This window comes from Rhodococcus sp. NPDC059179 (assembly GCF_042754885.1).
Classification (GTDB): Bacteria; Actinomycetota; Actinomycetes; order Mycobacteriales; family Mycobacteriaceae; genus Rhodococcus_G.
Genome location: NZ_JBHZBV010000001.1, coordinates 835,762 through 859,658, shown reverse-complemented (window position 1 = coordinate 859,658; position 23,897 = coordinate 835,762). Strand labels below are relative to the sequence as shown.

At 68.5% G+C, this 23,897-nt stretch carries 23 protein-coding genes; 11 read left to right on the top strand and 12 right to left on the bottom strand.

What is annotated here, in order from left to right:
• Nucleotides 1-95: 95 nt before the first annotated feature.
• Complete coding sequence (locus tag ACFXMV_RS03975; protein WP_378498143.1) at nucleotides 96-575, top strand: MarR family winged helix-turn-helix transcriptional regulator; 480 nt, start codon at nucleotides 96-98, stop codon at nucleotides 573-575.
• A gap of 21 nt (nucleotides 576-596) precedes the next feature.
• On the opposite strand, the gene ACFXMV_RS03970 is transcribed toward ACFXMV_RS03975, so the two are convergent.
• From ACFXMV_RS03970 to ACFXMV_RS03955, 4 genes are all read right to left on the bottom strand, one after another.
• Nucleotides 597-1,097, bottom strand: a complete 501-nt coding sequence (locus ACFXMV_RS03970; RefSeq protein ID WP_378498142.1) for a GtrA family protein — start codon at nucleotides 1,095-1,097, stop codon at nucleotides 597-599.
• Between the two features lie 40 nt (nucleotides 1,098-1,137).
• On the bottom strand, nucleotides 1,138-1,752 hold the full coding sequence (locus ACFXMV_RS03965) for a TetR/AcrR family transcriptional regulator (protein ID WP_378498141.1): 615 nt from the start codon (nucleotides 1,750-1,752) through the stop codon (nucleotides 1,138-1,140).
• Nucleotides 1,753-1,874: 122 nt separating this feature from the next.
• Nucleotides 1,875-2,645, bottom strand: a complete 771-nt coding sequence (locus tag ACFXMV_RS03960) for a crotonase/enoyl-CoA hydratase family protein (RefSeq protein ID WP_378498140.1) — start codon at nucleotides 2,643-2,645, stop codon at nucleotides 1,875-1,877.
• A gap of 46 nt (nucleotides 2,646-2,691) precedes the next feature.
• Nucleotides 2,692-3,675 carry a pirin family protein gene (locus tag ACFXMV_RS03955; protein ID WP_378498139.1) on the bottom strand — a complete coding sequence of 328 codons (984 nt, stop codon included), beginning with the start codon at nucleotides 3,673-3,675 and terminating at the stop codon, nucleotides 2,692-2,694.
• 95 nt (nucleotides 3,676-3,770) lie between these two features.
• Between ACFXMV_RS03955 and ACFXMV_RS03950 the strand changes: the two genes are divergently transcribed.
• The 4 genes from ACFXMV_RS03950 to ACFXMV_RS03935 all read left to right on the top strand — a co-directional run bounded on the left by ACFXMV_RS03950 (nucleotide 3,771) and on the right by ACFXMV_RS03935 (nucleotide 8,355).
• A complete protein-coding gene (locus ACFXMV_RS03950; protein ID WP_378503629.1) occupies nucleotides 3,771-4,109 on the top strand; it encodes a GNAT family N-acetyltransferase in 339 nt (112 codons plus the stop codon).
• Nucleotides 4,110-4,188: 79 nt separating this feature from the next.
• Nucleotides 4,189-5,199, top strand: coding sequence for an LLM class flavin-dependent oxidoreductase (locus ACFXMV_RS03945; RefSeq protein ID WP_378498154.1), 1,011 nt, complete (start codon nucleotides 4,189-4,191; stop codon nucleotides 5,197-5,199).
• A 216-nt stretch (nucleotides 5,200-5,415) separates the two neighbouring features.
• A complete protein-coding gene (locus tag ACFXMV_RS03940; RefSeq protein ID WP_378503628.1) occupies nucleotides 5,416-8,028 on the top strand; it encodes a LuxR C-terminal-related transcriptional regulator in 2,613 nt (870 codons plus the stop codon).
• A 102-nt stretch (nucleotides 8,029-8,130) separates the two neighbouring features.
• On the top strand, nucleotides 8,131-8,355 hold the full coding sequence (locus tag ACFXMV_RS03935) for a hypothetical protein (protein WP_378498135.1): 225 nt from the start codon (nucleotides 8,131-8,133) through the stop codon (nucleotides 8,353-8,355).
• A 55-nt stretch (nucleotides 8,356-8,410) separates the two neighbouring features.
• On the opposite strand, the gene ACFXMV_RS03930 is transcribed toward ACFXMV_RS03935, so the two are convergent.
• Nucleotides 8,411-9,082 (bottom strand): pentapeptide repeat-containing protein, encoded by a 672-nt coding sequence (locus ACFXMV_RS03930; RefSeq protein ID WP_378498134.1) that lies wholly within the window; start codon nucleotides 9,080-9,082, stop codon nucleotides 8,411-8,413.
• A gap of 131 nt (nucleotides 9,083-9,213) precedes the next feature.
• Complete coding sequence (locus ACFXMV_RS03925; protein WP_378498133.1) at nucleotides 9,214-10,902, bottom strand: SulP family inorganic anion transporter; 1,689 nt, start codon at nucleotides 10,900-10,902, stop codon at nucleotides 9,214-9,216.
• Between the two features lie 216 nt (nucleotides 10,903-11,118).
• On the opposite strand from ACFXMV_RS03925, the gene leuA reads away from it, so the two are divergent.
• Both leuA and ACFXMV_RS03915 read left to right on the top strand, forming a co-directional pair.
• Complete coding sequence (leuA, locus tag ACFXMV_RS03920; RefSeq protein ID WP_378498132.1) at nucleotides 11,119-12,924, top strand: 2-isopropylmalate synthase; 1,806 nt, start codon at nucleotides 11,119-11,121, stop codon at nucleotides 12,922-12,924.
• Nucleotides 12,925-13,052: 128 nt separating this feature from the next.
• On the top strand, nucleotides 13,053-15,179 hold the full coding sequence (locus tag ACFXMV_RS03915; protein WP_378498131.1) for an FAD-dependent oxidoreductase: 2,127 nt from the start codon (nucleotides 13,053-13,055) through the stop codon (nucleotides 15,177-15,179).
• A gap of 62 nt (nucleotides 15,180-15,241) precedes the next feature.
• Here the strand turns inward: ACFXMV_RS03915 and ACFXMV_RS03910 are convergent, their stop codons facing one another.
• Nucleotides 15,242-16,039 (bottom strand): oxidoreductase, encoded by a 798-nt coding sequence (locus ACFXMV_RS03910; RefSeq protein ID WP_378498130.1) that lies wholly within the window; start codon nucleotides 16,037-16,039, stop codon nucleotides 15,242-15,244.
• Between the two features lie 102 nt (nucleotides 16,040-16,141).
• Nucleotides 16,142-16,351 carry a hypothetical protein gene (locus tag ACFXMV_RS03905; protein WP_378498129.1) on the bottom strand — a complete coding sequence of 70 codons (210 nt, stop codon included), beginning with the start codon at nucleotides 16,349-16,351 and terminating at the stop codon, nucleotides 16,142-16,144.
• Here ACFXMV_RS03905 and ACFXMV_RS03900 point away from each other — a divergent pair.
• Together ACFXMV_RS03900 and ACFXMV_RS03895 are read left to right on the top strand one after the other, a co-directional pair.
• A complete protein-coding gene (locus ACFXMV_RS03900) occupies nucleotides 16,350-16,988 on the top strand; it encodes a DUF389 domain-containing protein (protein ID WP_378498128.1) in 639 nt (212 codons plus the stop codon). The genes ACFXMV_RS03905 and ACFXMV_RS03900 overlap by 2 nt on opposite strands.
• 383 nt (nucleotides 16,989-17,371) lie before the next feature.
• On the top strand, nucleotides 17,372-18,028 hold the full coding sequence (locus ACFXMV_RS03895; RefSeq protein ID WP_378498127.1) for a GAP family protein: 657 nt from the start codon (nucleotides 17,372-17,374) through the stop codon (nucleotides 18,026-18,028).
• Nucleotides 18,029-18,289: 261 nt separating this feature from the next.
• On the opposite strand, the gene ACFXMV_RS03890 is transcribed toward ACFXMV_RS03895, so the two are convergent.
• The 3 genes from ACFXMV_RS03890 to ACFXMV_RS03880 all read right to left on the bottom strand — a co-directional run bounded on the left by ACFXMV_RS03890 (nucleotide 18,290) and on the right by ACFXMV_RS03880 (nucleotide 21,356).
• Nucleotides 18,290-20,161: an alkyl/aryl-sulfatase gene (locus ACFXMV_RS03890; protein WP_378498126.1), complete on the bottom strand. Its 1,872-nt coding sequence runs from the start codon at nucleotides 20,159-20,161 to the stop codon at nucleotides 18,290-18,292.
• 395 nt (nucleotides 20,162-20,556) lie between these two features.
• Nucleotides 20,557-20,907 (bottom strand): SHOCT domain-containing protein, encoded by a 351-nt coding sequence (locus tag ACFXMV_RS03885; protein ID WP_378498125.1) that lies wholly within the window; start codon nucleotides 20,905-20,907, stop codon nucleotides 20,557-20,559.
• Nucleotides 20,908-20,930: 23 nt separating this feature from the next.
• Nucleotides 20,931-21,356: a DUF6325 family protein gene (locus ACFXMV_RS03880; RefSeq protein ID WP_378498124.1), complete on the bottom strand. Its 426-nt coding sequence runs from the start codon at nucleotides 21,354-21,356 to the stop codon at nucleotides 20,931-20,933.
• Between the two features lie 152 nt (nucleotides 21,357-21,508).
• On the opposite strand from ACFXMV_RS03880, the gene ACFXMV_RS03875 reads away from it, so the two are divergent.
• Nucleotides 21,509-21,898, top strand: a complete 390-nt coding sequence (locus ACFXMV_RS03875; RefSeq protein WP_378498123.1) for a hypothetical protein — start codon at nucleotides 21,509-21,511, stop codon at nucleotides 21,896-21,898.
• A gap of 78 nt (nucleotides 21,899-21,976) precedes the next feature.
• On the opposite strand, the gene ACFXMV_RS03870 is transcribed toward ACFXMV_RS03875, so the two are convergent.
• Entirely contained in the window at nucleotides 21,977-22,876 is a 900-nt protein-coding gene (locus ACFXMV_RS03870) for a LysR family transcriptional regulator (RefSeq protein WP_378498122.1), read from the bottom strand.
• Nucleotides 22,877-22,948: 72 nt separating this feature from the next.
• On the opposite strand from ACFXMV_RS03870, the gene ACFXMV_RS03865 reads away from it, so the two are divergent.
• Nucleotides 22,949-23,893, top strand: coding sequence for an EamA family transporter (locus ACFXMV_RS03865; RefSeq protein WP_378503627.1), 945 nt, complete (start codon nucleotides 22,949-22,951; stop codon nucleotides 23,891-23,893).
• Nucleotides 23,894-23,897 lie beyond the last annotated feature (4 nt).

Genomic DNA, 23,897 nt, shown 5'->3' with positions numbered 1-23,897 from the left:
GCGGACCCTACTGGATGCCGAACACAGGGCGGGGGCGCGGCCGCCATATGATCGGCACTTCCCGCCCCCACTGTTTGGAACGGAGGTGCCGACTCGTGACCGAGCCCTTGGTCCCCGACGCCGCGGCCCGTCACACGGGTTGCCTACTGATGAAGCTCGGGCAGGTGATGTTCCGCCTCAGCGAGGACCGTCTCGCCGGCCTCGGATTGCGAACACGGCACTACCTGATCCTGCAGGCACTCGCCGAAGCGGGCGCTCGCTCGCAGCTCGTGCTCGGGAACCAACTGCGCATCGACGCCACGACGATGGTCTCCTCCATCGATCACCTGGAGAGGCTGGGTCTGGCCACTCGGACCCGCGATCCGAAAGACCGCAGGCGCTTCCTGATCGCGATCACCGATGAGGGCAGGGACACCGCCGCCGAGTCCGACCGGCTGCTGGCCTCGCTCAACGAGGAGGCCCTCGCCGACCTCGATTCCCCCGGCCGCGACGACCTGCACCAGCTGTTGCTGGCGCTCAATTCCGGCGACACGCTGCCGCAGGCGTTCGACGCCACCCGGGACGCGCCGCGCTGAATCCGCAGGCAACACGACCTGCTAGTTCTTCGAGAACACCCACCCACGCAGGGCGAGAAACCGGAACACGCCGACGAGGGCACTGACGACGACCACCAGGACGGCCTGCACGGCGCCCCCGGCCGACGGCAGCCAGAAGTCGAGCAGGGCAAGCGACACGGTGCTGAGCACCAGGCCGACGAGCGCGAGTCCGCCGCCCTCCCACTGCGCCGGGAACCAGTGCACCCGTGCGGACGCGTGGAAGGTGAGCCGGCGATGGAGCTCGTTCGCCAGGGCGGTACTGACCACCACACCCGCCACGTTGGCCGCGAACGTGCCCTGGGAATGGAGGAGGAAGAACACCAGCGCGTACAGGAGGTTGCTCGACCCGCCGACGAGGACGAAGCGGACGAACTGAGCGGGGGCGCCGTCGCCCCGCAGGCGAGAGCACCCGGTCCGGCCCTTGATCCAGGGGTAGGACTCGGCCGACTGGTCACCGATGACCTCACCGCGACCCTCACCGTGCGTGATCACGTTGTGCATGAAAGTCCCTTCCGGACGCGAAAACCCGCGCCTGTCCCCCTCAGCGGGACGTTGTCCCGCCAGTCGGCGACGAGCCGCCCGATGTCAGTGCGGGCACGACGACGCCGTCGACGACCCGTTCGATGAAGGCCAGGTCGACCGGCGCCGCCATGACCGCAAGCCGATGGAAGGTGATCGCGGGCAACGCGGTGCCGATCAGATCGATGTCACGATCGCCGGGCACCTCCCCCCGTTCGACCGCCCTCGCGACCACCGTGGCGAAGACCTCCCTGTGCGGCACCGAGATGGCCTGATTGACCGCGTCCCGCAGCCCACGGTCGTGCACCATCGCGGTGAGCAGACCGCCCGCGACCGCGTCGCGCCGGAAGTTCGGGTTGAGCCAGGATTTCGCCATCAGGACCAGGTCGGTGCGGAGGTCGCCTGTGTCGGGTGCCTCGGCGACCTCGTGGAGCAGCGCGACCGCGTCGGCAACCAGTTCCGGCTTGCCCGCCCACCGCCGGTAGACGGTCGCCTTGCCTGCCCCGCACCGGGCCGCGACAGCATCGATGGACAACCTGTCGTATCCGATCTCCGCCAGCAGTTCCTGTGTGGCGACGAGGAGCGCCCGGTCCCGGTCCGCGTCGCGCGGACGGCCGGACTTCGACGGCGATGACACGGTGACCTCCGTTTACATCGGCGGGCCCATGCCCGACCGGACTATAGATACGCTACCGTCTCGTATCTATTCCCGAGTGGGTGGCCCCCGCCCGCCACGACGCGGGCAGCGGCCCGTGGCCATCAGCCGAAGGCACCGTGCCGCCCGGCGCCTTCCGCGAATCGCGTCGCGCCCTCGAAGGTGCCGTCGGCCAGGGAGATCGCGCCATGCCGCAGCTCGGCGAGCATCGCCTGATCCTCCGTCAGCCCCTCCTGCTCGAGGACGGAGAGCCGGTCCTGACGCATGCAGGTCTGCGGGAATGCCGCCAGGTCCGCGGCGAGCCGCTGGGCGGCCGCGACCGCTTCGCCCGCGGGGACCTTCCGGTTCACCAGCCCGATGCGGTGCGCCTCGTCCGCGTCGACCGGCCTTCCCGTCAGGACCAGGTCCATCGCGTGGCTCGTGCCGATCAGGCGCGGCAGCCGCACGGTGCCGCCGTCGATGAGCGGCACACCCCAACGCCTGCAGAAGACCCCGAGGACAGCCCCCTCCTCCGCCACCCGGAGGTCCGCCCACAGCGCGAGTTCCAGCCCACCGGCCACGGCGTGACCGGCGATCGCGGCGATCACCGGCTTGGAGAGCCGCAGCCGCGAGATACCCATCGGGCCATCACCGTCGAGCGCGACCCGGTTGCCCGACCCGGAGCTGATCGCCTTCAGATCCGCTCCCGCGCAGAAGGTTCCGCCCTCGCCGTGCAATACAGCTACGGCCGCTCCCTGGTCTTCGTCGAAGTCGCGGAAGGCGGCGGCGAGCGCCTCGGCGGTCGGCCGGTCCACCGCGTTGCGGACCGACGGCCGGTTGATGCTGATGGTCGTGACCGGGCCGTCCCGTCGAACGAGAACCACATCGCTGGTCATGGTCGCCTCTCGAAACTCAATTCGGCACGGTCATGGGGCATCCCGACTAACGGCGCGGCTTGAGGCGCGCGTTCGGCAGGATCGGGGCGGGAATGGTGTCGATCCACTGCGAGGGGAAGGGCCCGAACCTGCTGTCCGATGCACCACCCCGATCCGAGCGCTCCCGCTGCCAATCGTCGCGGTAGCCCGCCACCTCGTCGTGGCTGCGGCCGATGAAGTTCCACCACATCACGATCTCCTCGCCGAGCGGTTCACCGCCGAGCAGCAGGATCCGGGTCTGCTCGTCACCGGAGGCCTTCACCTCGACCCCGGCGGCACCCTGCGACAGGAACACGACTTGCCCCGGCTTCGCGCCGACCCCGCCGACCGTCGCGGCACCGGTGTCCACCAGCACTCCGTGCTCGAAGCCGGCATCGAGGTCGAGCTGCAGCGACCGGCCCGCGGGCAGCGTCAGCTCCGCCCCGAGCAGCCGGCTGAACGTCTTCACCGGGGACGCCTGCCCCAACAGGGCGCCGAGGAACGCCAGCATCCGCACCCCGTCGCGATCGACGACCGGCGGCGCGTAGTGCTCGAAAGCGGGTGCGGTGAAACGATGTTCGTCCGGTAGCGCCACCCACAACTGGACGCCGTGCAATACCGTCGTCTCGGGGGTCGAGTACTCGGAGTGCGCGATTCCCGAGCCCGCGGTCATCAGGTTGATCTCGCCCGGCCGGACCGCCGCGTGCACCCCCGTGGTGTCGCGGTGCTCGATCTCGCCGGTGAACAACCAGGACACCGTCTGCAGCCCGGTGTGCGGATGACCGGCGACCTTCATGCCGCCGCTCGCTGAGACATCATCGGGCCCATAGTGATCGAGGAAGCACCACGCCCCGATGAAGGACTGCGCGCGTTGCGGCAGCGATCGTCGCACCGGCATCGCGCGCGGGCCACCGAGGGGCACATCCCGGTAGTCCAACAACCGCGGGCCGCTCGCCTGGTCGCCGTCGCCGGAACAGACCAGCTCGTCGGGGGCGGGGTCGAGATTGCTCATCGTTCCTCGATCCTGGGCGCTGCGGCACCGTCGACGGACTCCGCCCGAACCGACGTCGGACCTCATCCAGGGTATCCCTGCGGCATAGTGGTGACATGTCGGAAGAAGATGTCGCAACCGCGGTCCTGGACGCCCCCGCGCAGCACCGGTTCGAGGTCCGCGTCGGCGCGGAACTGGCGGGATTCACCGAGTACGTCGACCGGGACAACCAACGAATCTTCTTCCACACCGAGATCGGGGAGCAGTACGGCGGCCGCGGACTGGCGAGCCGGTTGATCCGCGACGCGCTCACCGAGACCGTGAGTCGGGGCAAGCGGATCGTCCCCATCTGCCCGTTCGTCGCCGGCTTCCTCGAGAAGCACGACGACTTCGCCGCCGACGTCGACCCGGTGACGCCCGAGGCGCGGCAGGCCGTGCTCGACGCGCGGACCTGACGTACTGCCGGAATTTTCGCGGGACGCGTCGAGTTACCCACATAGTTGATCCTTGAACTACATGATGGAGGGCGGCTCGATGGAACTCGGCTTGACGACGTTTGCTGAGGTAGGCGCCGGACCGCGGGACGCGAGCGTGTCCCCGCGGGAGCGCATGAGCAACCTCCTGGAGGAGGTCGCTCTCGCCGAGCAGGTCGGCCTGGACGTGTACGGGGTCGGCGAGCACCACCGCGCGGACTTCGTCGCGTCCGCGCCCGCCGTCGTGCTGGCCGCCGCCGCGGCGAGAACCTCGACCATCCGCCTGACGAGTGCGGTGACCGTGCTGAGCTCCGACGACCCCGTTCGCGTGTTCGAGGAGTTCGCCACGCTCGACCTGATCTCGGGTGGCCGCGCCGAGGTGATGGCCGGCCGCGGATCGTTCACGGAGTCGTTCCCGTTGTTCGGCTACGACCTCGCCGACTACGACGAGTTGTTCGTCGAGAAGCTCGGCCTGCTGCTGGCCATCCGCGATTCCGAGACCGTGACCTGGTCGGGAAACCACCGAGCGCCCCTCGACCGGCAGGCGGTCTACCCGCGACCCGAGCGCCCGCTCCCGATCTGGGTGGGCGTCGGCGGCAACCCCGAATCCGTCGCCAGGGCAGGACTGCTGGGCCTGCCGATGGCGCTCGCGATCATCGGCGGCCGGCCCGCGCGGTTCGCCCCGCTGGCGGATCTGCACCGTCGCGCGGTGGCGGAGGGCGGCCACCAACCCCAGCCGATCGCGGTGCACGCGCACGGGTACATCGCCGACACCGAGGAACGGGCCGCGTCCGAGTTCTACCCGAGCTATGCGGCCGCGATGACCGGGCTCGGCCGGGAACGCGGCTGGGCGCCAATGAATCCCCAGGGCTTCGACGGCCTGCGTGGCCCCGGCGGCTCGCTGATCCTCGGCAACCCGGAACAGGTCGCGGAGAAGATCCTCGACATGCGCGAGACCCTCGGAATCGAACGGTTCATGCTGCACCCGAGCGTCGGCCCGCTCCCCCACGACAAGGTGATGCGGACCATCGAACTGCTGGGCACGAAGGTCGCCCCGCTGGTTCGGCAGTAGCTGTCGGTCGCCCCGGGGTGTCCACCATCTGACCGACTGGCCCCCATTTGGTCATGTGTCCGACACCTGAATAGAGTGTCAGGCCGTTACGATTCCTTCAACTGGACCTCGGGCCCCTACGGCCCGAGGTAACGCCGATGCAACGGGCCTCGGTGTGATCGTCCGTTGGGGGAAGAGGCCAGCCAGATGTCCGTCACGCAGTGGGATACACACCGAATGAGGGCCCGGGTTCCGACCTACGCGCACCCGGTGATCCGCAGGCAGCGCCTCCTCGATTCACTGTCCGATGCGATGCTCTCGCCCGCGGATTCACCCACCACCATGGCGATGCTCAGCGCCCCGGTCGGATCCGGCAAGACGATGCTGCTCGCGGACTGGGCCACCGAGGCCGTCGCACGACCCGGCGCCCCGACGATCGCATGGCTCACTATCGGGGAGGACGACAACCACCGGATCGCCTTCCGCGCGGCGACCCGGGCCGCGCTTGAGAACACCGGCAATGCCAGGATCACCGACGCAATGCGTCTGGTTCAGGACGTCGACGCGGACGGCTATCCGGCGGCACTGGCGGAAGCCCTCGGCGCCCTCGGGGAGCCAATTCTGATGGTCCTCGACGATTCCCACCTGCTCCGCGATCCCGACACCCTGGACGAGCTGGGGGACTTCCTCCGCTGGGCCCCGCCGAGCCTGCGCACGGTTCTCGCCGGACGATTCGAACCGCCGCTGGCGGTGCACCGGCTGCGCCTCGACGGCCGGGTCCGCGACGTCTCGACACACGAGCTGGCGTTCACCGAGGACGAGGCCGCAATCCTGTTCGCCGAGCACGGCGTTCGGCTGGACGCCGCCGACCTCGGCGCGATCCGGCGCCGTACCGAGGGCTGGGCGGCGGGCATACGGCTGGCGGCGATCTCGCTTGCCCGTCACCCAGATCCATCCGGGATGATCAACGACTTCAGCGGGGACAGCAGGGTGGTCGCCGACTACCTCATCAACGAGGTGCTCGACGGATTAACCGAGGACGAGCGCGGCTTCGTCGTCGAGACCTCGATCCCCGATGCGTTCAGCGTGGAACTGGCGGAGGCCCTCACCGGGAACCCGAACGCCCTCACCATCCTCGACGCGCTCGAGCGCGGCAACTTCCTCATCGAGCGGGTCATCGGGTCTCCCGCCTGGTACCGGTATCACCCCCTGCTGCGCGAATACCTGCGCGCCGAGGTCGGCAGGCTCGGCCGCCGCGCGGTCGCCGACCTCGAGCGGGTCGCCGCCGGATGGTTCGCACAGAGCGGCGATCACGTGCACGCACTCGAACACGCACTGCACGCAGGCGACGACGACGCCCTGCTGACGCTGCTACACGAGTGCGGCTTGCGGCTGGTGCTGGCGGGACGCGGCGCCGCCGTCATCGACGTCCTCGACGGCTCGTCCCCGACCGTGCGCGCCGACCCGTCCACCCGGTTGCTCAGGGTCGCCGCGGAACTCTCCAGGGGCAACACCGCAGCCGCCTCCTCGACGCTCAGCGCGCTGAACCGGGCAGCCGCGGACAGCGCGGAGCTCCCCCCCGAGCTGGAGACACTCGGTGACGGTCTGCGGGTCCAGGTCGCCATTCAGACCGGCGGCATCGAGGACGCGCTCGAGGCGCTGCAGTCCGACCCGGTCGGCGCTGCAGGCGACCCGGAACTCGACTCCTTCGCGCTGCTACAGGAGGGCATGGCCGAGCTCTATCTCGGCCGACTCGAGCCGGCGGGCCACCATCTCGAGAGCGCGCTGGCCAACGCCCGCGCCGCCGAGCTGCCCGCCCTCGTCCTGCAGGCCCTCGCCGCGCTGTCCGCGGTGGCGGCCTACGAATGCCGGTTCGCCTCGATGACGGCCAGGGTGAACGAGGCCGTGGACTACGGCCGCACTCACGACCTCACCGACAATGTGTACTTCCATGTCGCGCAGCTGTTCGGTGCCCTCGGCCACTACCTGCGGGCTGAGGACGAGGCGATGCAGCGGCTGGCGAGCCAGTGCGTCCCGCGCCTCGTGGACTGCGCCGACCCGGCGATCGCACGGGCCTCCGTGCTCTTCGGCGCCGTGTTCGACTTCGAGTCCAGCGACGATCGGCACGCCGTGGCGAGGGTGATCCGCGATCATTGTGCGCCCGCGCTCGATCGACCGCTGCCGCCCGGCGCCACCGCGCTCGCCGCCGTGCCTGCGCAACGCGCGTTCCTCCAGGTCGGCGAGCCGGTCTGGGGCGCTCAGGTCGCCGACCTCACGGCGACCGAGCTCGGGCACGGCGGCGAGGCGGCCTTGCTGCACGCCACGATGTCGATGCACCACCGACGGCTGGATGCGGCGCGCCGGGAGCTCGCCCCGGTCCTGCGCGGTGAGCTCGAGTGCATGTCAGACGTGACGCTGATCCGGGCCTGGCTGATGGCCGCGATGATCGCGGACACCAGGAACGAGTCGATCGCCGCGCGGACCGCGCTGGTGGAGGCCATGACGATCGCCGAACCGGACGCGATCCTGCGGCCGTTCTTCGACGGCGGCGAGCCGCTCCGGGATCTGCTGGACCGGCACCGCGGCCGCTTCGGCGTGTACGACCGGTTTGCCGAATGCGCGAGATCGGTGATCCCGCAGTCCGCGCAGGGCACGGCTGACGTGCTCACCCCCCGCGAGATGGAGCTCCTCGTCGAGCTGCCCTCCTGGCACACGGCCGAACAGATCGCCGCAGACCTGTTCGTCTCCGTCAATACCGTCAAGACCCACCTGCGCGGCATCTATCGGAAGCTGGACGTGCGGACCCGACGGGACGCCATCACGGAGGCCAGGGCGCGCGGTCTGCTGTGACGGCCGTGCAATTCACCAATCGTGGGTGAGGCGCGCACCCGTATCCGGGCGAAGACTGGAGAAGCCAGGCCAGCCCAGTCGACTCCGGAGGAGGCCGCGTCCGTGGCATATCCCCACCCCGCCCGGGTCCGCTACGAGTTCCTGGTACGCGGCGAGCTGTCCGAGCGCGTACTGGCCGCCTTTCCCGAGCTGAGCGTGTCCCCCACCCCACACGCCTATACGACGCTCTACGGCCCGATCGACAGCGACGTCCAGCTACGCGGGATGCTCGCGCGGTTCGACACGATGGGGCTCACGGTGATCGAGATGCGTCGCCTCCCGGACTGAGCCAGCAAATGCGAAACCGCACCCCGTCGGGGTGCGGTTTCGCTGGAAGGGATTGCTATCCGACGCCGCTGATGTTCGTCGAGCCGGTCACGGCGGAACCGATCAGCGGCTGCAGCGGATCTTCCGTCTCCTCCGGCTCGGTGCCGACGCGACTGATGTTCGTGGAGCCGGTCACTGTCGAACCGAAGAGCGGCTGGCCGTTCGGCATCGTGCTCCCGCCGCCGACGGGAATTCCGTTCTCGTTCGCGCCGGCCAGGTTCACCGAGATCGCGTCCTTGACCTTGGCCTCGAACACGTTGGCGCCGGAGAGATTCGCACCGGCCATGTTCGCGCCGGCCAGGTTCGCGTCGGTCAGGTTGGCGCTGACCAGGTAGGCGTTCGTGAGGTTCGCACCGCTGAGGTCCGCGTTCGCGAGGAGCGCATTGCCGAGGTGCGCACTGCTCAGGTTCGCGCCGGACAGATTCGCGCCGGACAGGTTCGCGCCGAGCAGGTTCGCCCCGGACAGGTTCGCGCCCGCCAGGTTCACCCCGGTCAGGTTCGCGCCCGCCAGGTTCGCCCCGAGGCAGTCGGTGACGCGGTCCGGGCTCGGGGTCGAGACCACGGTGCACGTCCCGAGGACCGTGTCGGCGGTCGCCGTCGGCGCCACCACCGCCAGCCCAGCCATCGCGAGTCCGGTACCGAGTACCGCGACGCCCAACCCGCGGACAGCATTGTTCAAAGCCGACATGTATTTCCCACTTCCAGAACGACCCCTGCGCGGGTCAAGTCACAGCCCGACGCGGACACATTAACGAACGGACCTGCCCCCCACTTCTGTTTCGCCAAACAAAGCTACCGACGGGTTCGGTGGGAGCCCGATCAGCGTTTCCGGACCAGGCGGCGCTCGGCCTCCTCGATCGCGTGGCGGGTCGATTCGCCGAGGGTCGGGGTCGCCGGGAACGTCTCGAGGACGACGCCCTGACTGTCGAGGCGGTCGTCGTCCCAGTAGTCGAGCGCCTCGGGGGTGAGTCCGCTGAGGTACAGCCGGCCGCCCACTCGATCGAGCCGGTCCGCGTAGTCGGCGATCACCTTGAAGAAGGTCGCGCCCAACGTGGTGCGCCCGCGCAGCCTGAGGATGACCTCGGGCGACTCGGCGCGGCCGGGGTCCGGAAGATGTGCCTGCAGCGTCCGCGCGCCGGCGTAGAACAGGCTGCCGTACACGTCGAGCACGACGATCTCCCGGCTCGCCAACACCTTTGGGGCGTCGGTCTCCTCGAGCAGCCCGTCACCGGTCGGCCGCAACCGCACCACCTTGAGGTCGACAGCCTCCTGGTTGAGCTGCAGCAGGATCGAGAGTGCGACACCGATGCCGACCGCGGCGGTGACCGGGAGCAACAGTGTCGCAACGAAAGTCGTCACCAGGGCGATGATCGAGCTGGGTCCGCTGCGCAGGATCGAGGCGATCTGGGCAGGCCGGATGGAGCCGACTGCCGCGACGATCAGCACCGCCGCCAGCGTCGGCATCGGAACCTTGCCGACCAGCCCCGAGAACACCGCCAGGATGATGAGCATCCAGATGCCGGAAAAGATCGCCCCCCAGCGGCTGCGCGCGCCCGCGGTGTCGTTCAAGGCCGTCTGGCCGACCGACCCGCCGACCGGCATCCCGCCGAACAGCGCCGACCCGATGTTGCCGATGCCCTGCGCGGAGAAGTCCTGGTTTGGCAGCGACCGGGAGCCATCCCGGTTGGGCGACGCCTCCGCGACCCCGGCACCCTGGACCAGCACGATTGCGGCAACCGCGAATGCGCCACCGATCAGCGACGGCGACAGCAACCCGAGATCGGGGATCTGCGGCAGCGGGATCCCGGTCGGGATCGTGCCGACGTCCGCCACCCGGGCCACGCTGTCGAGGCCGAACACGATCACGATCAGGCAGGGCACCACCAGGGCGATCAAGGAGCTGAACAGGGCCAGCCTGGTCCGGGCGAGGACCACCAGCAGCACCAGCGCCAGGACCCCGGTCGACAGCGACGGGAGGTCGATGCGCGTCGGGTTGGTGACAAGGTCGAAGGCCTTGGCGACGGCGACCGAGCCCGACGCCGTCGCCCCGGTCAGGTCGACGAGTTGACCGAGCACGATGTTGACGGCGACCCCGGTCAGGAAGCCGGTCATCACCGAGTGCGACACGAAACGGGTGTAGCGGCCGAGCTTGAGCAGCGCGGCGGCGAGCATCACGGCGCCCGCGATCAGGGTGAGCAGGATCAACGCGCCCGAGCGCTCCGCCTCCGGGACCTCCGCCAGGGCTGAGCCCGCGGCCAACGCGGCGGCGCTGGTGGTGGTGATCACCATCAGCTTGGTGCTGGTGGTCATGCCGCCGAACAGCGGCCCGGCAAAGCTCGCGTACAGGCCGTGCACCGGGCTCACCCCCGCCAGCACCCCGGACGCCATCCCGTCCGGGACGCTGCTGATGGCGCCGGGTATCCCCGCGATGAGATCGGCCTTGAGGAACCTGCGTTCCGGGACTCTCTCGCGCACCCAGCCGCGGACCGCGGACCCCAGCGACACCATCGGGCCAGCCTCTCGGTCCGACGACCGGCGGGCATCACTCCCGAAGGGTGAGATCGAAGCGGGATTGCCGGGGAAGGTAGACTCTCCCTCATGCAGCGGGCGCTCCTTCTTCACCGCCGCGACGGGGTCTGATCCAGACTGGCCTCCCGTCGCGGGGTTCAGACGCGCCGGTCGACACATTCGGACCACCAGTCCCTTCATCTCGGAGAATCGTCAATGTCATCCGCCGACGCTTTTACTTCCGGATCGCGCACCATCACGCCGCCGTCGAAGCCCGCACCTGCCGACCAGCCCGTCTGGAACCAGCAGAAGAACTCCTCGATGCCCACCTACCGGTACCGGCCGTTCGCCGAGGAGGTCGAGCCGGTCTCGCTCCCGGACCGGACCTGGCCGGACAAGATCATCGACCGCGCCCCGCTGTGGTGTGCCGTCGACCTGCGTGACGGCAACCAGGCCCTCATCGATCCGATGAGCCCGGCCCGCAAGCGCCGCATGTTCGACCTGCTGGTGCGGATGGGCTACAAGGAGATCGAGGTCGGCTTCCCGTCGGCCAGCCAGACCGATTTCGACTTCGTCCGCGAGATCATCGAGGACGGGGCGATCCCCGACGACGTCACCATCCAGGTGCTCACCCAGTGCCGCGACGAGCTGATCGAGCGCACCTTCGTGGCCTGCGAGGGCGCGCGCAGCGTCATCGTGCACTTCTACAACTCCACCTCGATCCTGCAGCGCCGGGTGGTGTTCAAGGCCGAGCGCGACGCGATCAAGAAGATCGCCACCGCAGGCGCCCGCAAGTGCCTGCAGGAGGCGGCGAAGTTCCCGGACACGCAGTGGCGATACGAGTACTCCCCCGAGTCGTACACCGGCACCGAGCTGGAGTACGCGAAGGAGGTGTGCGACGCCGTCACCGAGGTGATCGCGCCGACCCCCGAGAACCCGATCATCCTGAACCTGCCCGCCACCGTCGAGATGGCGACGCCGAACGTGTACGCCGACTCCATCGAGTGGATGAGCCGCAACCTGGCCCGTCGCGACTCGGTGATCCTGTCGCTGCATCCGCACAACGACCGCGGCACCGGTGTCGCGGCCGCCGAGCTCGGCTTCCAGGCCGGGGCGGATCGCATCGAGGGCTGCCTGTTCGGCAATGGCGAGCGCACCGGCAACGTCTGCCTGGTCACCCTCGGCCTGAACATGTTCACCCGCGGCGTGGATCCGCAGATCGACTTCTCCAGCATCGACGAGATCCGCCGCACCGTCGAGTACTGCAACCAGCTGCCGGTCGCCGAGCGGCACCCGTACGGCGGCGACCTGGTGTACACCGCGTTCTCCGGCAGCCACCAGGACGCGATCAACAAGGGCCTCGACCAGATGAAGATCTCGGCGGACGCGCAGGAAGCCGACGTCGACGACATCCTCTGGGCGGTCCCCTACCTGCCGATCGACCCCAAGGACGTGGGCCGCACCTACGAGGCCGTGATCCGGGTGAACTCGCAGTCCGGCAAGGGCGGCGTCGCGTACATCATGAAGGCCGACCACGGCCTGGTGCTGCCGCGCCGCCTGCAGATGGAGTTCTCCTCGTCCGTCCAGAAGATCACCGACGGCGAGGGCGGCGAGGTCTCCCCCAAGGAGATGTGGGACGTCTTCAACGAGGAGTACCTGGTCCCGATCAACCCGCTGGAACGGATTCGCCAGAAGGTGACCGCGTCCGAGGAGGACGGCGGCACCGACGCCATCACCGCAGTGGTGAAGGTGGACGGCAAGGAGCAGGAGATCACCGGCTCCGGCAACGGACCGCTGGCCGCGTTCGTCGATGCGATCGGGACGATCGGCTTCGACGTACGGGTGCTGGACTACACCGAGCACGCCATGTCCGCGGGCGACGACGCGCAGGCCGCGGCCTACGTGGAGTGCGCGGTCACCCGCGACGGCGCCACCAAGACGGTGTGGGGTGTCGGCATCGCCACCTCCATCACCACCGCCTCGCTGCGTGCCGTGGTCTCCGCGGTCAACCGCGCCTACTGAGCCAACAGGCACCCCGAACGGAAAGGGGCCGCACCCGTCGGGTGCGGCCCCTTTCTGCCGTGATCGGACGGTCTCGCTGATCGGGAGCCCACCCGCCGACGGGGCCCGCTCGAACTAGGTTCCGATCCGTGAAGTCCCAAGACCAGACGTACCCGCACCTGCTCGCGCCCGGCACCATCGGGCCGATGACGCTGAGCAACCGGGTCGTCCTGCCCGCCATGGACATGAACCTCTGCGAGGACGGCGAGATCCACCAGGGCGACATCGACCACTTCGTCGCCCGCGCCGCAGGCGGTACCGGGATGATCATCACCGGATGCGCCGCGGTGGCCTACCCGGCGGGCTGCACCAGCCGCAAGGAGCCGGGCCTGTCCGAGGACCGGTTCATTCCCGGCCTCAAGGCCCTCGCCGATGCGATCCACGACGCGGGCAGCAAGCTCTGCGTGCAGATGGTGCACCACGGCAAGGTCGCCCGCATCGACAACCTCGACGGCCGCCCCCAGCTGGTCCCGTCCAAGCCGAAGCCGCCCGGCGACATGAGCGCGATGGTCGACTGCACCCCCGAGGAACTCGGGAAGATGGCCGCCATCCAGGAGGGCAAGCGGGCCACCCACCACGAGGCCACCGAGGAGGATCTCGCCTGGCTGGTCGGGATGTTCGCCGACGCCGCGGGCCGGGTGCTGGCCGCCGGTGGTGACGCGGTCGAGATCCACTGCGCCCACAACTACATCCTCGGCGGGTTCCTGAGCCGCTACGCGAACCAGCGCACCGACGAGTACGGCGGGTCGCTGGAGAACCGCGCCCGGCTCGCGTGTGAGGTGATCCGCGCGGTCAAGGAGAGGGTGGGCGACGGCCTGGCGATCATCGTGCGCCTGGCCGGCCAGGAATACGGCGAGTCCGACGGCCTGACGGCCGACGAGGCCGCCGCCGCGGCCGCCCTGTTCGAGCAGGCAGGCGCGGACGCCATCCACGTCACCGGCACCGCACTGAACGCCTTCGCGAACTTCACCGACGGCCCGCTGCCCGACAAGGTCGGCTACTACACCGACAACGCGGCGATCGTGAAGCGTGCGGTGTCGATTCCGGTCATCACCGTCGGCCGGATGCTCCCCGAGGTCAGCGAGCAGATGATCGCCGAGGGCCGAACCGATTTCGCTGCGATGGGCCGTCAGCTGCTGGCCGATCCGGGACTGGTGAACAAGCTCAGGGCGGGCCGCCCCGAGCAGGTCCGCCCGTGCATCAACTGCTACGTGTGCGTCCAGGAGAACTTCTGGGACGAGACGCCGCTCTGCGCGGTCAACCCCACGCTCGGCAACGAGACCCTGCTGCCCTTCCCTGCGATCAAGGCCCGCAAGCACGTGGTCGTCGTCGGCTCCGGCCCGGGCGGTCTCGAGTCCGCGCGTGTCGCCGCCGAGCGGGGCCACCGCGTCACGGTCCTGGAGAAGTCCGACCGCCTCGGCGGCACCCTGTGGTTCTCCAGCCTCACCACCCCCGACAACGGACGCCTCCTCGACTGGCTGGCCAACGAGACCGAACGGCTCGGTGTCGAGGTCCGGCTGAACACCGTGGCCACGGCCGCGTCGGTCCAGGCGCTCGCACCCGACTCCGTGGTCGTCGCGACCGGTGCGGTGCGCGACCGCCCGAACGTGCCCGGCGGCAACCTGCCGCACGTGCAGACCGGCGACACGATGCGCGCGCTGATGACCGGATCCGGTGACGTCTCCGACCAGTCGCCGCTGTTCCGGGCCCTGGGCAAGCTGGCGGGCCTGACCGGAATCACCAAGAGCGCAACCAGGATTCGCGAGCTGAGCAGCCGGTTCCTCCGGTTCCTGCCGATGGCCCGCAACGTCGTGGTGATCGGCGGCTCCCTCGTCGGCCTCGAGCTCGCCGAGTTCCTGGCCGAGCGCGGCAGCCGCGTCACCCTGATCGAGGAGGGCCAGCAGCTCGGTGTGCCGATGGCGATGCCCCGCCGCTGGACCGCCGTCAAGCACGCCCGCCAGGTGGGGGTGAACATCCACCGCAAGGCGACGGTCACGCGCATCACCCGCAAGACCGTCGAGTTCACCGCCGGCGGCGAGACCCTCACCGTGCCCGCCTCTCTGGTCGTGGTGGCCACCGGGGTGTCGGCGGCCGCGCCGCTGGCCGACTCGCTGGCTGCCGCCGGAGTCGACGTCCGGGTCGTGGGTGACGCGGGCTCCGTCGACTACATCGAGGGCGCGATGCACTCGGCCTGGAAGGTCGCCGCCGAGCTCTGAGCGGCTCCGCCGCCCGTGCGCGCGTCTTACCCCGATTGGGGTAAGACGCGCGCACAGTTCGTTCAGGCCACGGACTTCAGCATCCCGCCGTCGATCACGTAATCGGCGCCGGTGATGTTCCCGGCCCGGTTGGAGGCGAGGAACAGCACCAGCTCCGCCACCTCTGCCGGCTCGCTGACCCTGCCCGTGGTGATCGCCATGCTCTCCGGCAGCAGCCGATTCATGACGTCCTCGACCGTCGTGCCCGCCTGATCCGCGAACAGGTGGGCGAAACCGCCCGGTCCGGTCCACAGCGGGGTGCGCACCGGTCCCGGCGAGATCGTGTTGACCCGAATGCCCTTCGGCGCGAACTCCTCTGAGAGGGCCTTGCCGAAGTTGCTCAGGGCGGCCTTCGCCGCGCTGTAGGGCGCGATCATGCCTGCGGGCAACCGGGCGTTGAGTGATCCGATGTTGACGATGGCACCTCCCCCACCGCCCTGCATGACCGGGATCGCGGCGCGCACGGACCGCACGGCGCTGAAGAAGGTGACGTCGAAGATCCGCTGCCACTGCTCGTCCGTGAAGTCGACGATCGACTCCGCCGGTTCGCTGGCGCCGACGTTGTTGACCAGGATGTCGATGCCGCCGTGCGCCACCTGCGCCGCTCGGATCAGCTCCGCGGGGCCGTTCTCGGTCGCCAGATCGACGGGCACCACGGTGACCCCGCGCTCCGTGACGAGCACGTCGAGCTCCGGCGTGCTGCCCCGCGATCCGACGACCACCCGTGCACCCTCGGCCGCGAGAGCCGCGGTGACCGCGAGCCCAATTCCCTTGCTACCGCCCGTGACAACCGCTGTCTTGTTCTTCATCGTGAGTTCCATGCGAACAAATCTCGCAGCCGTTGCCGCTCCTGTCTGGCGGCTTTCGGACGCAGCGTTCGAGGCATCCGCTCGCGAGCCAGGGCCCCGGGGCGGTTGACCGGTTCAGGATTCGTCGGACACCAGGCCCGGTTCCCATGGACGTTTCGCGGTCTCGATCCCGAGCTTCTCCGCGAAGAGACGCCGCTGGATGATCCATCCCGCGACACTCAGGGCGATCCACGCCAGGGTCGAGAAGAACTGCTGCCACCCAGTATTCGGCTCCCGGAGGAATTCGATCGGGCCGGCGGTGCGTCCCAGCCCGTCGAGGATCATGCTCGCACCGCTGGCTACGCCCATCCTCGGTATCGGGCTGGGAATCGCGACCGGGCGAATGCGGTTGCTGGGTCGCAGCATGGTGGTGGTCTTCCTCGGCGTGGGGATGGTCGTCGCCATGGGTGCGGTGTTCGCTCAGCTGATACCCGATCCCACCGGCGTCCTGTCCAACTCCCAGGTGCTCGGGCGTACCTCACCTCGATTGGCCGATCTGATGGCGGTGGGTGCGTTCGTTCTGTTCCTGTCGAACGTGGTGGCACTGGTCATCACCGCAACAGGCGTGTTCGTTGCCGCCGGATACGCAGCCGAAGCCGGCGGAGGGTCGGGCAAGCGTGGGCGCGCGTACGTCACGCTGGCCGCAGCACTGCTCGTTGTCGCGATTCCGATGACGGCCAACACGCTCTCGTCGTTGTGGGCTCAGCAGATCGCGGAGGCCGGTCGAAATTGGTTGGCCGATGTCCCCGGCGCCCAGGTGACCGATGTCAGCTGGCAGGGCCACACCGCCACCGTCGCAGTTTTCGGTCCGTCGGCGCTCCCGCCGATCAGCGAGTTGCAGGCAGCCGTCGACGACCTGCTCCCCTGGCGACCGGGCCTGCAGGTGGTGCACACCATGGGAACCCGAATCGCCGGCGAATAGCCGCCGACCGGATCAAGATCGTCCGACCGGTCGAGCTCCATCCCGCCACCATGACACTCGGCGAATCGACCATCGCCGCGTACGCCGAAGCAAGGGGCCGACTGCATGACGGAGACGATCAGCGAGAGCTGGCGGTCGATGACAATCGACCTCACCCGCAACGTGTGACGGCCAGAGCCTCGCGGTTTCTACGGTGAGGAGAAGAACCGTCGAACCCATCCCGGCAGGGACACGAGAAGGGGCGGGAGCGTGAAAGCACGTTGGCGAGCATTTCCATCCCGCGCTCGCCGTCCTGCTTTTCGCGAGCGCCACCCGGCCTAGTGAACTGACTAGAGGCCGACAGATGAACGAACCGACGTGCCGGCAAAATCTGGGAGGCGACGATGGGTGAGCTTGTGGCGCAGTTGTTGCCGGAGATGATCGGCTTGATCCTCACCCCCGGGGCGATACTCGGATGCATCCTCTTGCTTCGCTCGCAGCGACCAGCGGCCAATGCGGCAGCGTTCGGTGCGGGATTTCTCGTCGTGTACCTGTTCATTGCGATCGCGGCGCTTCTCGGTGGGGCTTCGGATCCCGACTCGACCGCCCCAGAGGTCTCCCACGGCGCAGGTTTAGCGGTCGGAGTGCTCTTCCTGGCCGCGGGCATCTGGCTCTCCACCCGCCCACGACGAGCGGTCAACGAGTGCCCCAAACTGCTACGTGAGCTCGAAACAGCCGGGCCACGAAAGGCCTTGGTAATCGGCATCGCACTCGGAGTCCTGTACCCGAACCTGTTCATCATGATGTCCGGCATGAGCATCATCGCCAGCTCACCCGTCGGCACCGGTGGGGCACTTCTCGCCGCCCTCATCCTGCTGGTCTCGGCAGCACTGGATTTCGTGACCCCAGTCGGAGCGTTCCTTTTAGGTGGTGACCGCGCTCGAGCGGGACTGGCCGCCCTAGAAGACTGGATGCTGCGCCACAGCCGGGCATTGAGCTTGGCGGTGCTATTCGTCTTCGGCGCGCTGTTCACCATCCGAGGGATCGTCAACCTCGCGTGAGCCAGTGAGCCGCGAGACGCAGCGGAACTAGGCCACCCACCATCTGGTCCCTGAGTACCTGTTTCGGAGCTTGTACGCGCCTGTCCAGCCTGGCTATGTCAATCTCGACTGGCCCCCGGACGACGGCTTGAATCGGACCCAGGCGACCCTCACTTGTCGTGGGCGAGGAACGCGACGGAGACACTCATCAAGGACTATGGCGCCCAGACCCGCGTAGGGGAGCGGTCGGATTGTGGCCGCCGCTCCCCTACGCAAGCATCACTACGGGACGACGATGTTGAAGTCGGGGTCTCCGGGGTCGAGCACACCTGTGAGGGACTCCAGGATCGCCATGTCGCCATCGACGGACAGTCCGTCAGAGGAGTTGTCACCTGTCAGGAGGGTGAGCAGACGCGGCTTGGTCAGCGTCAGGTGCAGCTGTGCCGAACCGTCCGGCTCTCGTTCGGCATAGATGAGTACACCGTTGGAAAGGGTGACGCGGAAGCTGCGCTCGAGATCGCTGAAGGTGACGTCGAGGGCGAGGTCGAGATCCCATGCCCGTGGCCCGTCGACGGTGATCGCGATGGAGTCGAACACCTGCTCCGGTGACAGCTCGGACATGATCGTTGAAGAGTTCGCGACCAGCGGAGTGCCGAAATTGCCGTCGCGCAGCTCGGTTGCTCCGGAGAGGAAGAAGTTGCGCCAGGTACCGTTCTCCGAGCCGTAGCCGAGTTGTTCGAGCGTGTCTGCAAACAGCGACTTCGCCCCCGCGTGCGTGGTATCAGTAAAGACTGCATAGTCCAGCAGCGTCGCTGCCCAGCGGAAGTCCCCGCTTTCGTATGCCTCTTGCGCGAGCTCGACAGTCCGTTCCACCCCGCCGATGGCGGCGACGTGCCGCTCGGCTGAGGCCTGTGGTGGATGAGGCCACAGTCGTGCAGGGTTGCCGTCGAACCAGCCCATGTAGCGCTGGTAGATCGCCTTGACGTTGTGGGAGACAGAACCGTAGTAGCCGTGGGTGCTCCACGTCTTGGTGATCGCCGGCGGCAGTTCGATGACTTCGGCGATCTCGGCGCCGGTCATGCCCTTGTTGATCATCCGCAGGGTCTGGTCGTGCAGGTAGCCGTACAGATCCCGGTGGATGGCCAGGTGGCCGACCACTTTCTCGTTGCCCCACTTCGGCCAGTGATGCGGGGCGAACATGACATCGCTCTTGTGCCCGAACAGGTCGATGGCCTCGTTGAGATAGCCCGACCACCCGTGCGGGTCACGCACCACCGCGCCGCGCAGGGTGAGCAGGTTGTGCAGGGTGTGGGTGGCGTTCTCGGCCATGCACAGCGCCCGGTAACGGGGGAAATAGGAGTGCATCTCGGCTGGCGCCTCGGTGCCGGGAGCCATCTGAAACTCGACCTCGACCCCGTCGAAGGTATGGCTCTCGCCAGTCTCCTTGATCAGCAGAGTCGGGACCAGGATTCCCGGCTCGCCGGTCGACGTGCTCTGACCGAGTCCAGCGCCGACCTGGCCCTTCGGGCCTCGGGCCAGCGTCGCGCCGTACATGTAAGCGGACCGCCGCGACATCGCGGTGCCGGCGTACACGTTTTCGGCGATGGCGTGCTCCAGGAACCCTTCCGGGGCGACGATCTGTACCTGGCCGGAGTCGACTTCCTCCTGGGTCACCACACCGAACACGCCACCGAAGTGGTCAATGTGACAGTGCGTGTAAATGACCGCCACGATCGGCCGGTCGCCGCGATGCCGTCGATAGAGCCCCAGCGCGGCTTTTCCGGTCTCGGCTGTCAGCAGCGGGTCGATGACGATGACGCCGGTGTCGGTCTCGACGAACGACACCACCGACAGATCAAAACCCCGGACCTGGTACAGGCCCTCGACAACCTCGAACAGTCCGTGCTTGGAGACCAACTGCCCTTGGCGCCACAGGCTCGGATTCACCGAGGTCGGCGCGTCACCCGACAGGAAATCGAAGGTCGATGCGTCCCATACGATCTCACCCGCGCTGTTCCGGATTGCCGGATCCTCGAGCGTCCCAATGAACCCCCGAGCGACGTCCTCGAAGTCGTCGACATCTGCCATCGGCAGAGACTCCAGCAATCTCGCGTGCGCTGCCTTGATCGACGTTGTCGGTTCGTTCTGATCCATCACAAAACTCCCGTTCTCCAACTGAAGCGACCACAGTGAACTACTCCGTAACGCACGCTACGGAGAATCCTGCCCATGCCTATCACCCATTGCGGGTGGTTTGCAGCGCAAGGTCTTTCAGCCGGAAGTGGCTCGGAACAGCGGCGGTCCGGAGTCTGTCTCGACGTCGGCACTGGAGGGAGAGGCGCCCGACGCGGATCTCCATTTCCAGGGCCTTTGCGTCTCGGGGGCCGCCGCGGATGCCAAGGCTTGCCTCACCGTCGCCCATACACCCAGTGTTGGCGGGCCAACTCCCGGATCGACAAAACGTCGACGTGCCACCGGCCTTGCCATCGCCCATCGACGGTGCGTCGCATCCGCGTGAGGTGAGTGACCCGCCAAAGAACTGCGTAGGCCTATCCGCCGAGCAACTGAGCCTTGGCAGCAGCGAACTCCTCGTCGGAGAGCACGCCCGACTGGTGCAGCTGACCGAGCTGCTGCAGTTTGGTGACCAGGTCGTCACCGGCGGGTGCCGCAGCGGGTGCCTGCTGCGCCTGTTGCTGCTCGGCATACGCCTGCTGCTGGGCGTAGGCGGCCTGCTGCTGCTCGGCCTGCTGCTGCGCGTAGGCCTGCTGCTCCGCGGCCTTCTGCTGGGAGCGACGATTCATCGCGTTGGACGTCGCCTGCGCGGTGCCCGCGACCACGGCGGTGCGCGCCACGGTGCCGAGCAATCCGGGGCGGCCTCTGCGGCCTGCTCTGAAAACCATGTGACTCTCCTGTTCTTAGGTGTCTACAGTGCGGCTTCGACGGCGGCGACCACCGCGTCCCGGGGAATCTGCACGTGCAGCGCGACCTCACCGCCTGCGTTGCGCACGGTCGACGCGATCTGCCGCGCCCAGGTCTCCTCGTAGACGATGATCGCCGCCGAGCTGCCCGGCTCCAGCGAGTCCCGGACCACGTCGAGGTCCTCGTCGCTGATCAGCGCCTTGGCCTCGATGGACAGGATGGCCAGACCGGTCTCCTCGAGATCCTCGTCGACGTCCACCTGGGTGATGTTGCCGTCGGCGTCCTTGGAGATGTAGACGAGGTCGAGCAGCGTCACGTAGCCGCGCTCGACGACGTCTTGAAGCGCCGCGATGGTCCCAGGGTCCACCTGGGCCCCGGGGAACGTCAGCACGACCAGTTCCACCGGACCGATGTTCAATGAGTCGCTCATGGGTCAAGCCTGCCGCCGCTTCGGTCCGATCCACCTCACCCTCGACGGATGAGAAGGGGCGGGTTTCACCTACTTCGGATGAGGCATGGCCTCCCGGAACCTAGGATCCTGTGACGAACAGTCAAGATCCTTATGTGAAATGGAGCCATCCGATGAACTCTGCTGTCGACTCGTTCTGGGACTTCCTCTGGTTGATCATCGTCATGTTCGCCTTCGTGGCGTACCTGATCCTGCTGTTCTCGATCATCGGAGACCTGTTCCGCGATCGCAAGCTGTCGGGTTGGTGGAAGGCGGTGTGGGTCTTCTTCCTGATCTTCGCGCCGTTCATCACTGCGCTGGTCTACCTGATCGCCAGGGGAGGCAGCATGACCGAGCGCTCGGTGGAGGCCGCCCGCCAGTTCAAGGACGAGCAGGATCAGTACATCAAGAGCGTCGCGGGCAAGTCCCCCGCCGACCAGATCGCGGACGCCAAGGCGCTGCTCGACGGCGGCACCATCACCGAGGCCGAGTTCGCCTCGCTGAAGGCGAAGGCTCTGGCGTAGGCAGTTCGCCTGCCGGACACCGGACAGCGACCGTGCGAGCGTGAGCTCGGGCGGTCGCTGTTCTGGTATCTGCGGCCGCTACGGCTCGCCCGGCACCGCCGCGGCCTCCGCGCGGAACGCCGCGAGCACCGCCTCCACCGCAGGCCGATCGACGGCGGCAGGCCGGGTGGCCAGGTCGTAGATCCGCGCGGCCCGCACCCCGGCCAGCCGCTTGAAGACCAGCCCGCGATGGCCGAGCGCGTACCGCGGCATCAGCGCGACGCCATGGCCCGCGGCCACCAACTCCTCGATCACCCGAAAGTCGTTGATCCGCTGCACGACCCGCGGCGCGACCCCGGTCGCGGCGGCGACCGACTGCAGCACGTCGTCGACCGGGAATCCGCCTCGGACGCTGATCCAGCTCTCGTCGGCCAGCTCGTCCAGCCCGACCGCGGGCCGCTCCGCCAGTGGATGCCCGGGCCGCAACACCAGGTCGATGGGTTCGCGCATCAACGTCTCGATGCGCACCCGCGGCGAGATCACCGACGGCGCCCGCTCGTCCCGGTGGGTGAGGATCACGTCGTAGTCGGCGAGCAGCTGCGGCACCGCCGAGGACGGCTCGTCCACGTCGTGCGCCTCGATCTCGACGCCGAGATCCGCGATCCGGGTCAGCACCCCTGGCAGCAGCAGCGCGGCGCCGGACGGGAACAGCGCGACACGGACCCGCCCCCTGGGCGACCCGCGGTACGAGTCCATCTCCGCACGGGCCCGGTCCAGGGCGGACAGCACGTCCTCGGCGCGCAGGACCAGCGCGCGCCCGGCGTCGGTGAGCCGCAGCCGACGGCCGTCCGGCTCGAGGATCACGACCCCCGCCTCCCTGGCCAGGACCTTGAGCTGCTGCGACACCGCCGACGGCGTCATCGAGAGGGCGGCGGCGGTCGCCGATACGGTCCCCCGGTCGGCGAGCTCACGCAGCACTCGCAACCGCCCGGCATCCATGTAGAAAATCTACATCAACCGTCAATTTATATTCGATTGTTCTGATGCTTTTACTCGCTCACGATTGACCGCATGACCAACCGTGACCGAGCCATGGGATTAACCGTCGCACTGCTGTGGGGACTGAACTTCCTCGCGATCCGCGCCGGGCTCGACCACTTCCCGCCGTTCTTCTTCGCGGCGCTGCGATTCCTGGTCATCGCGATCCCGGTGGTGCTGTTCGTGCCGCGTCCGAACGTGCCGCTGCGCTGGCTCCTGCTCTACGGATTCGGATTCGGCGTGGCGCAGTTCGGGTTCCTGTTCTGGGCGATGAACACCGGCATGCCGACCGGCCTGGCCTCCCTGGTGCTGCAGGCCTCGGCACCGTTCACCGTGCTGCTCGGCGCCCTGCTGCTGCGCGAGGGCGTGAGCCGCCGCCAGCTCCTCGGGATCGCGGTCGCGGTCTGCGGGATGGCGATGATCGGCTGGGACCGCGCCCAACACGCGGCGCTGCTGCCGGTGCTGCTCACCCTGCTCGCCGCGCTGGGATGGGCGTTCGGCAACCTCGGCAACCGGCTGGCCCGGGCGGACAATCCGCTGCGGCTGACCCTGTGGATGACAGTGGTGGCGCCGCTGCCGATGCTCGCGCTGTCCGCCGTGGTCGAGGGCCCCACCGTCGGCTGGTCCGCGCTCGGCGCCTCCTTCAGCGCCGACGGCTGGCCCGCGCTCGCCGGGCTCGCGTACATCGTCCTGCTCGGCACCATCGCCGGATCGGGACTGTGGTCGGCGCTGATGAGCCGCTACCCGGCTGGGGTGGTGGCGCCGTTCTCGCTGCTGGTACCGGTCGTCGGGATCGGCGCGGCCTGGCTGGTGCTGGGCGAGCGGCCCAGCGTGCTGTCGCTGGCGGGCGCGGCGATCGTGGTCGCGGGCTGCCTCGGCGGAATGGCCCGGGCGGGGACGTCGGAGGCCGCGGCCCCGCCCGGGCCGCCGACGGCCCTCCCAGTGACGATGCCCACCCCGGAAGTGGCGCGGGTCTGACGTC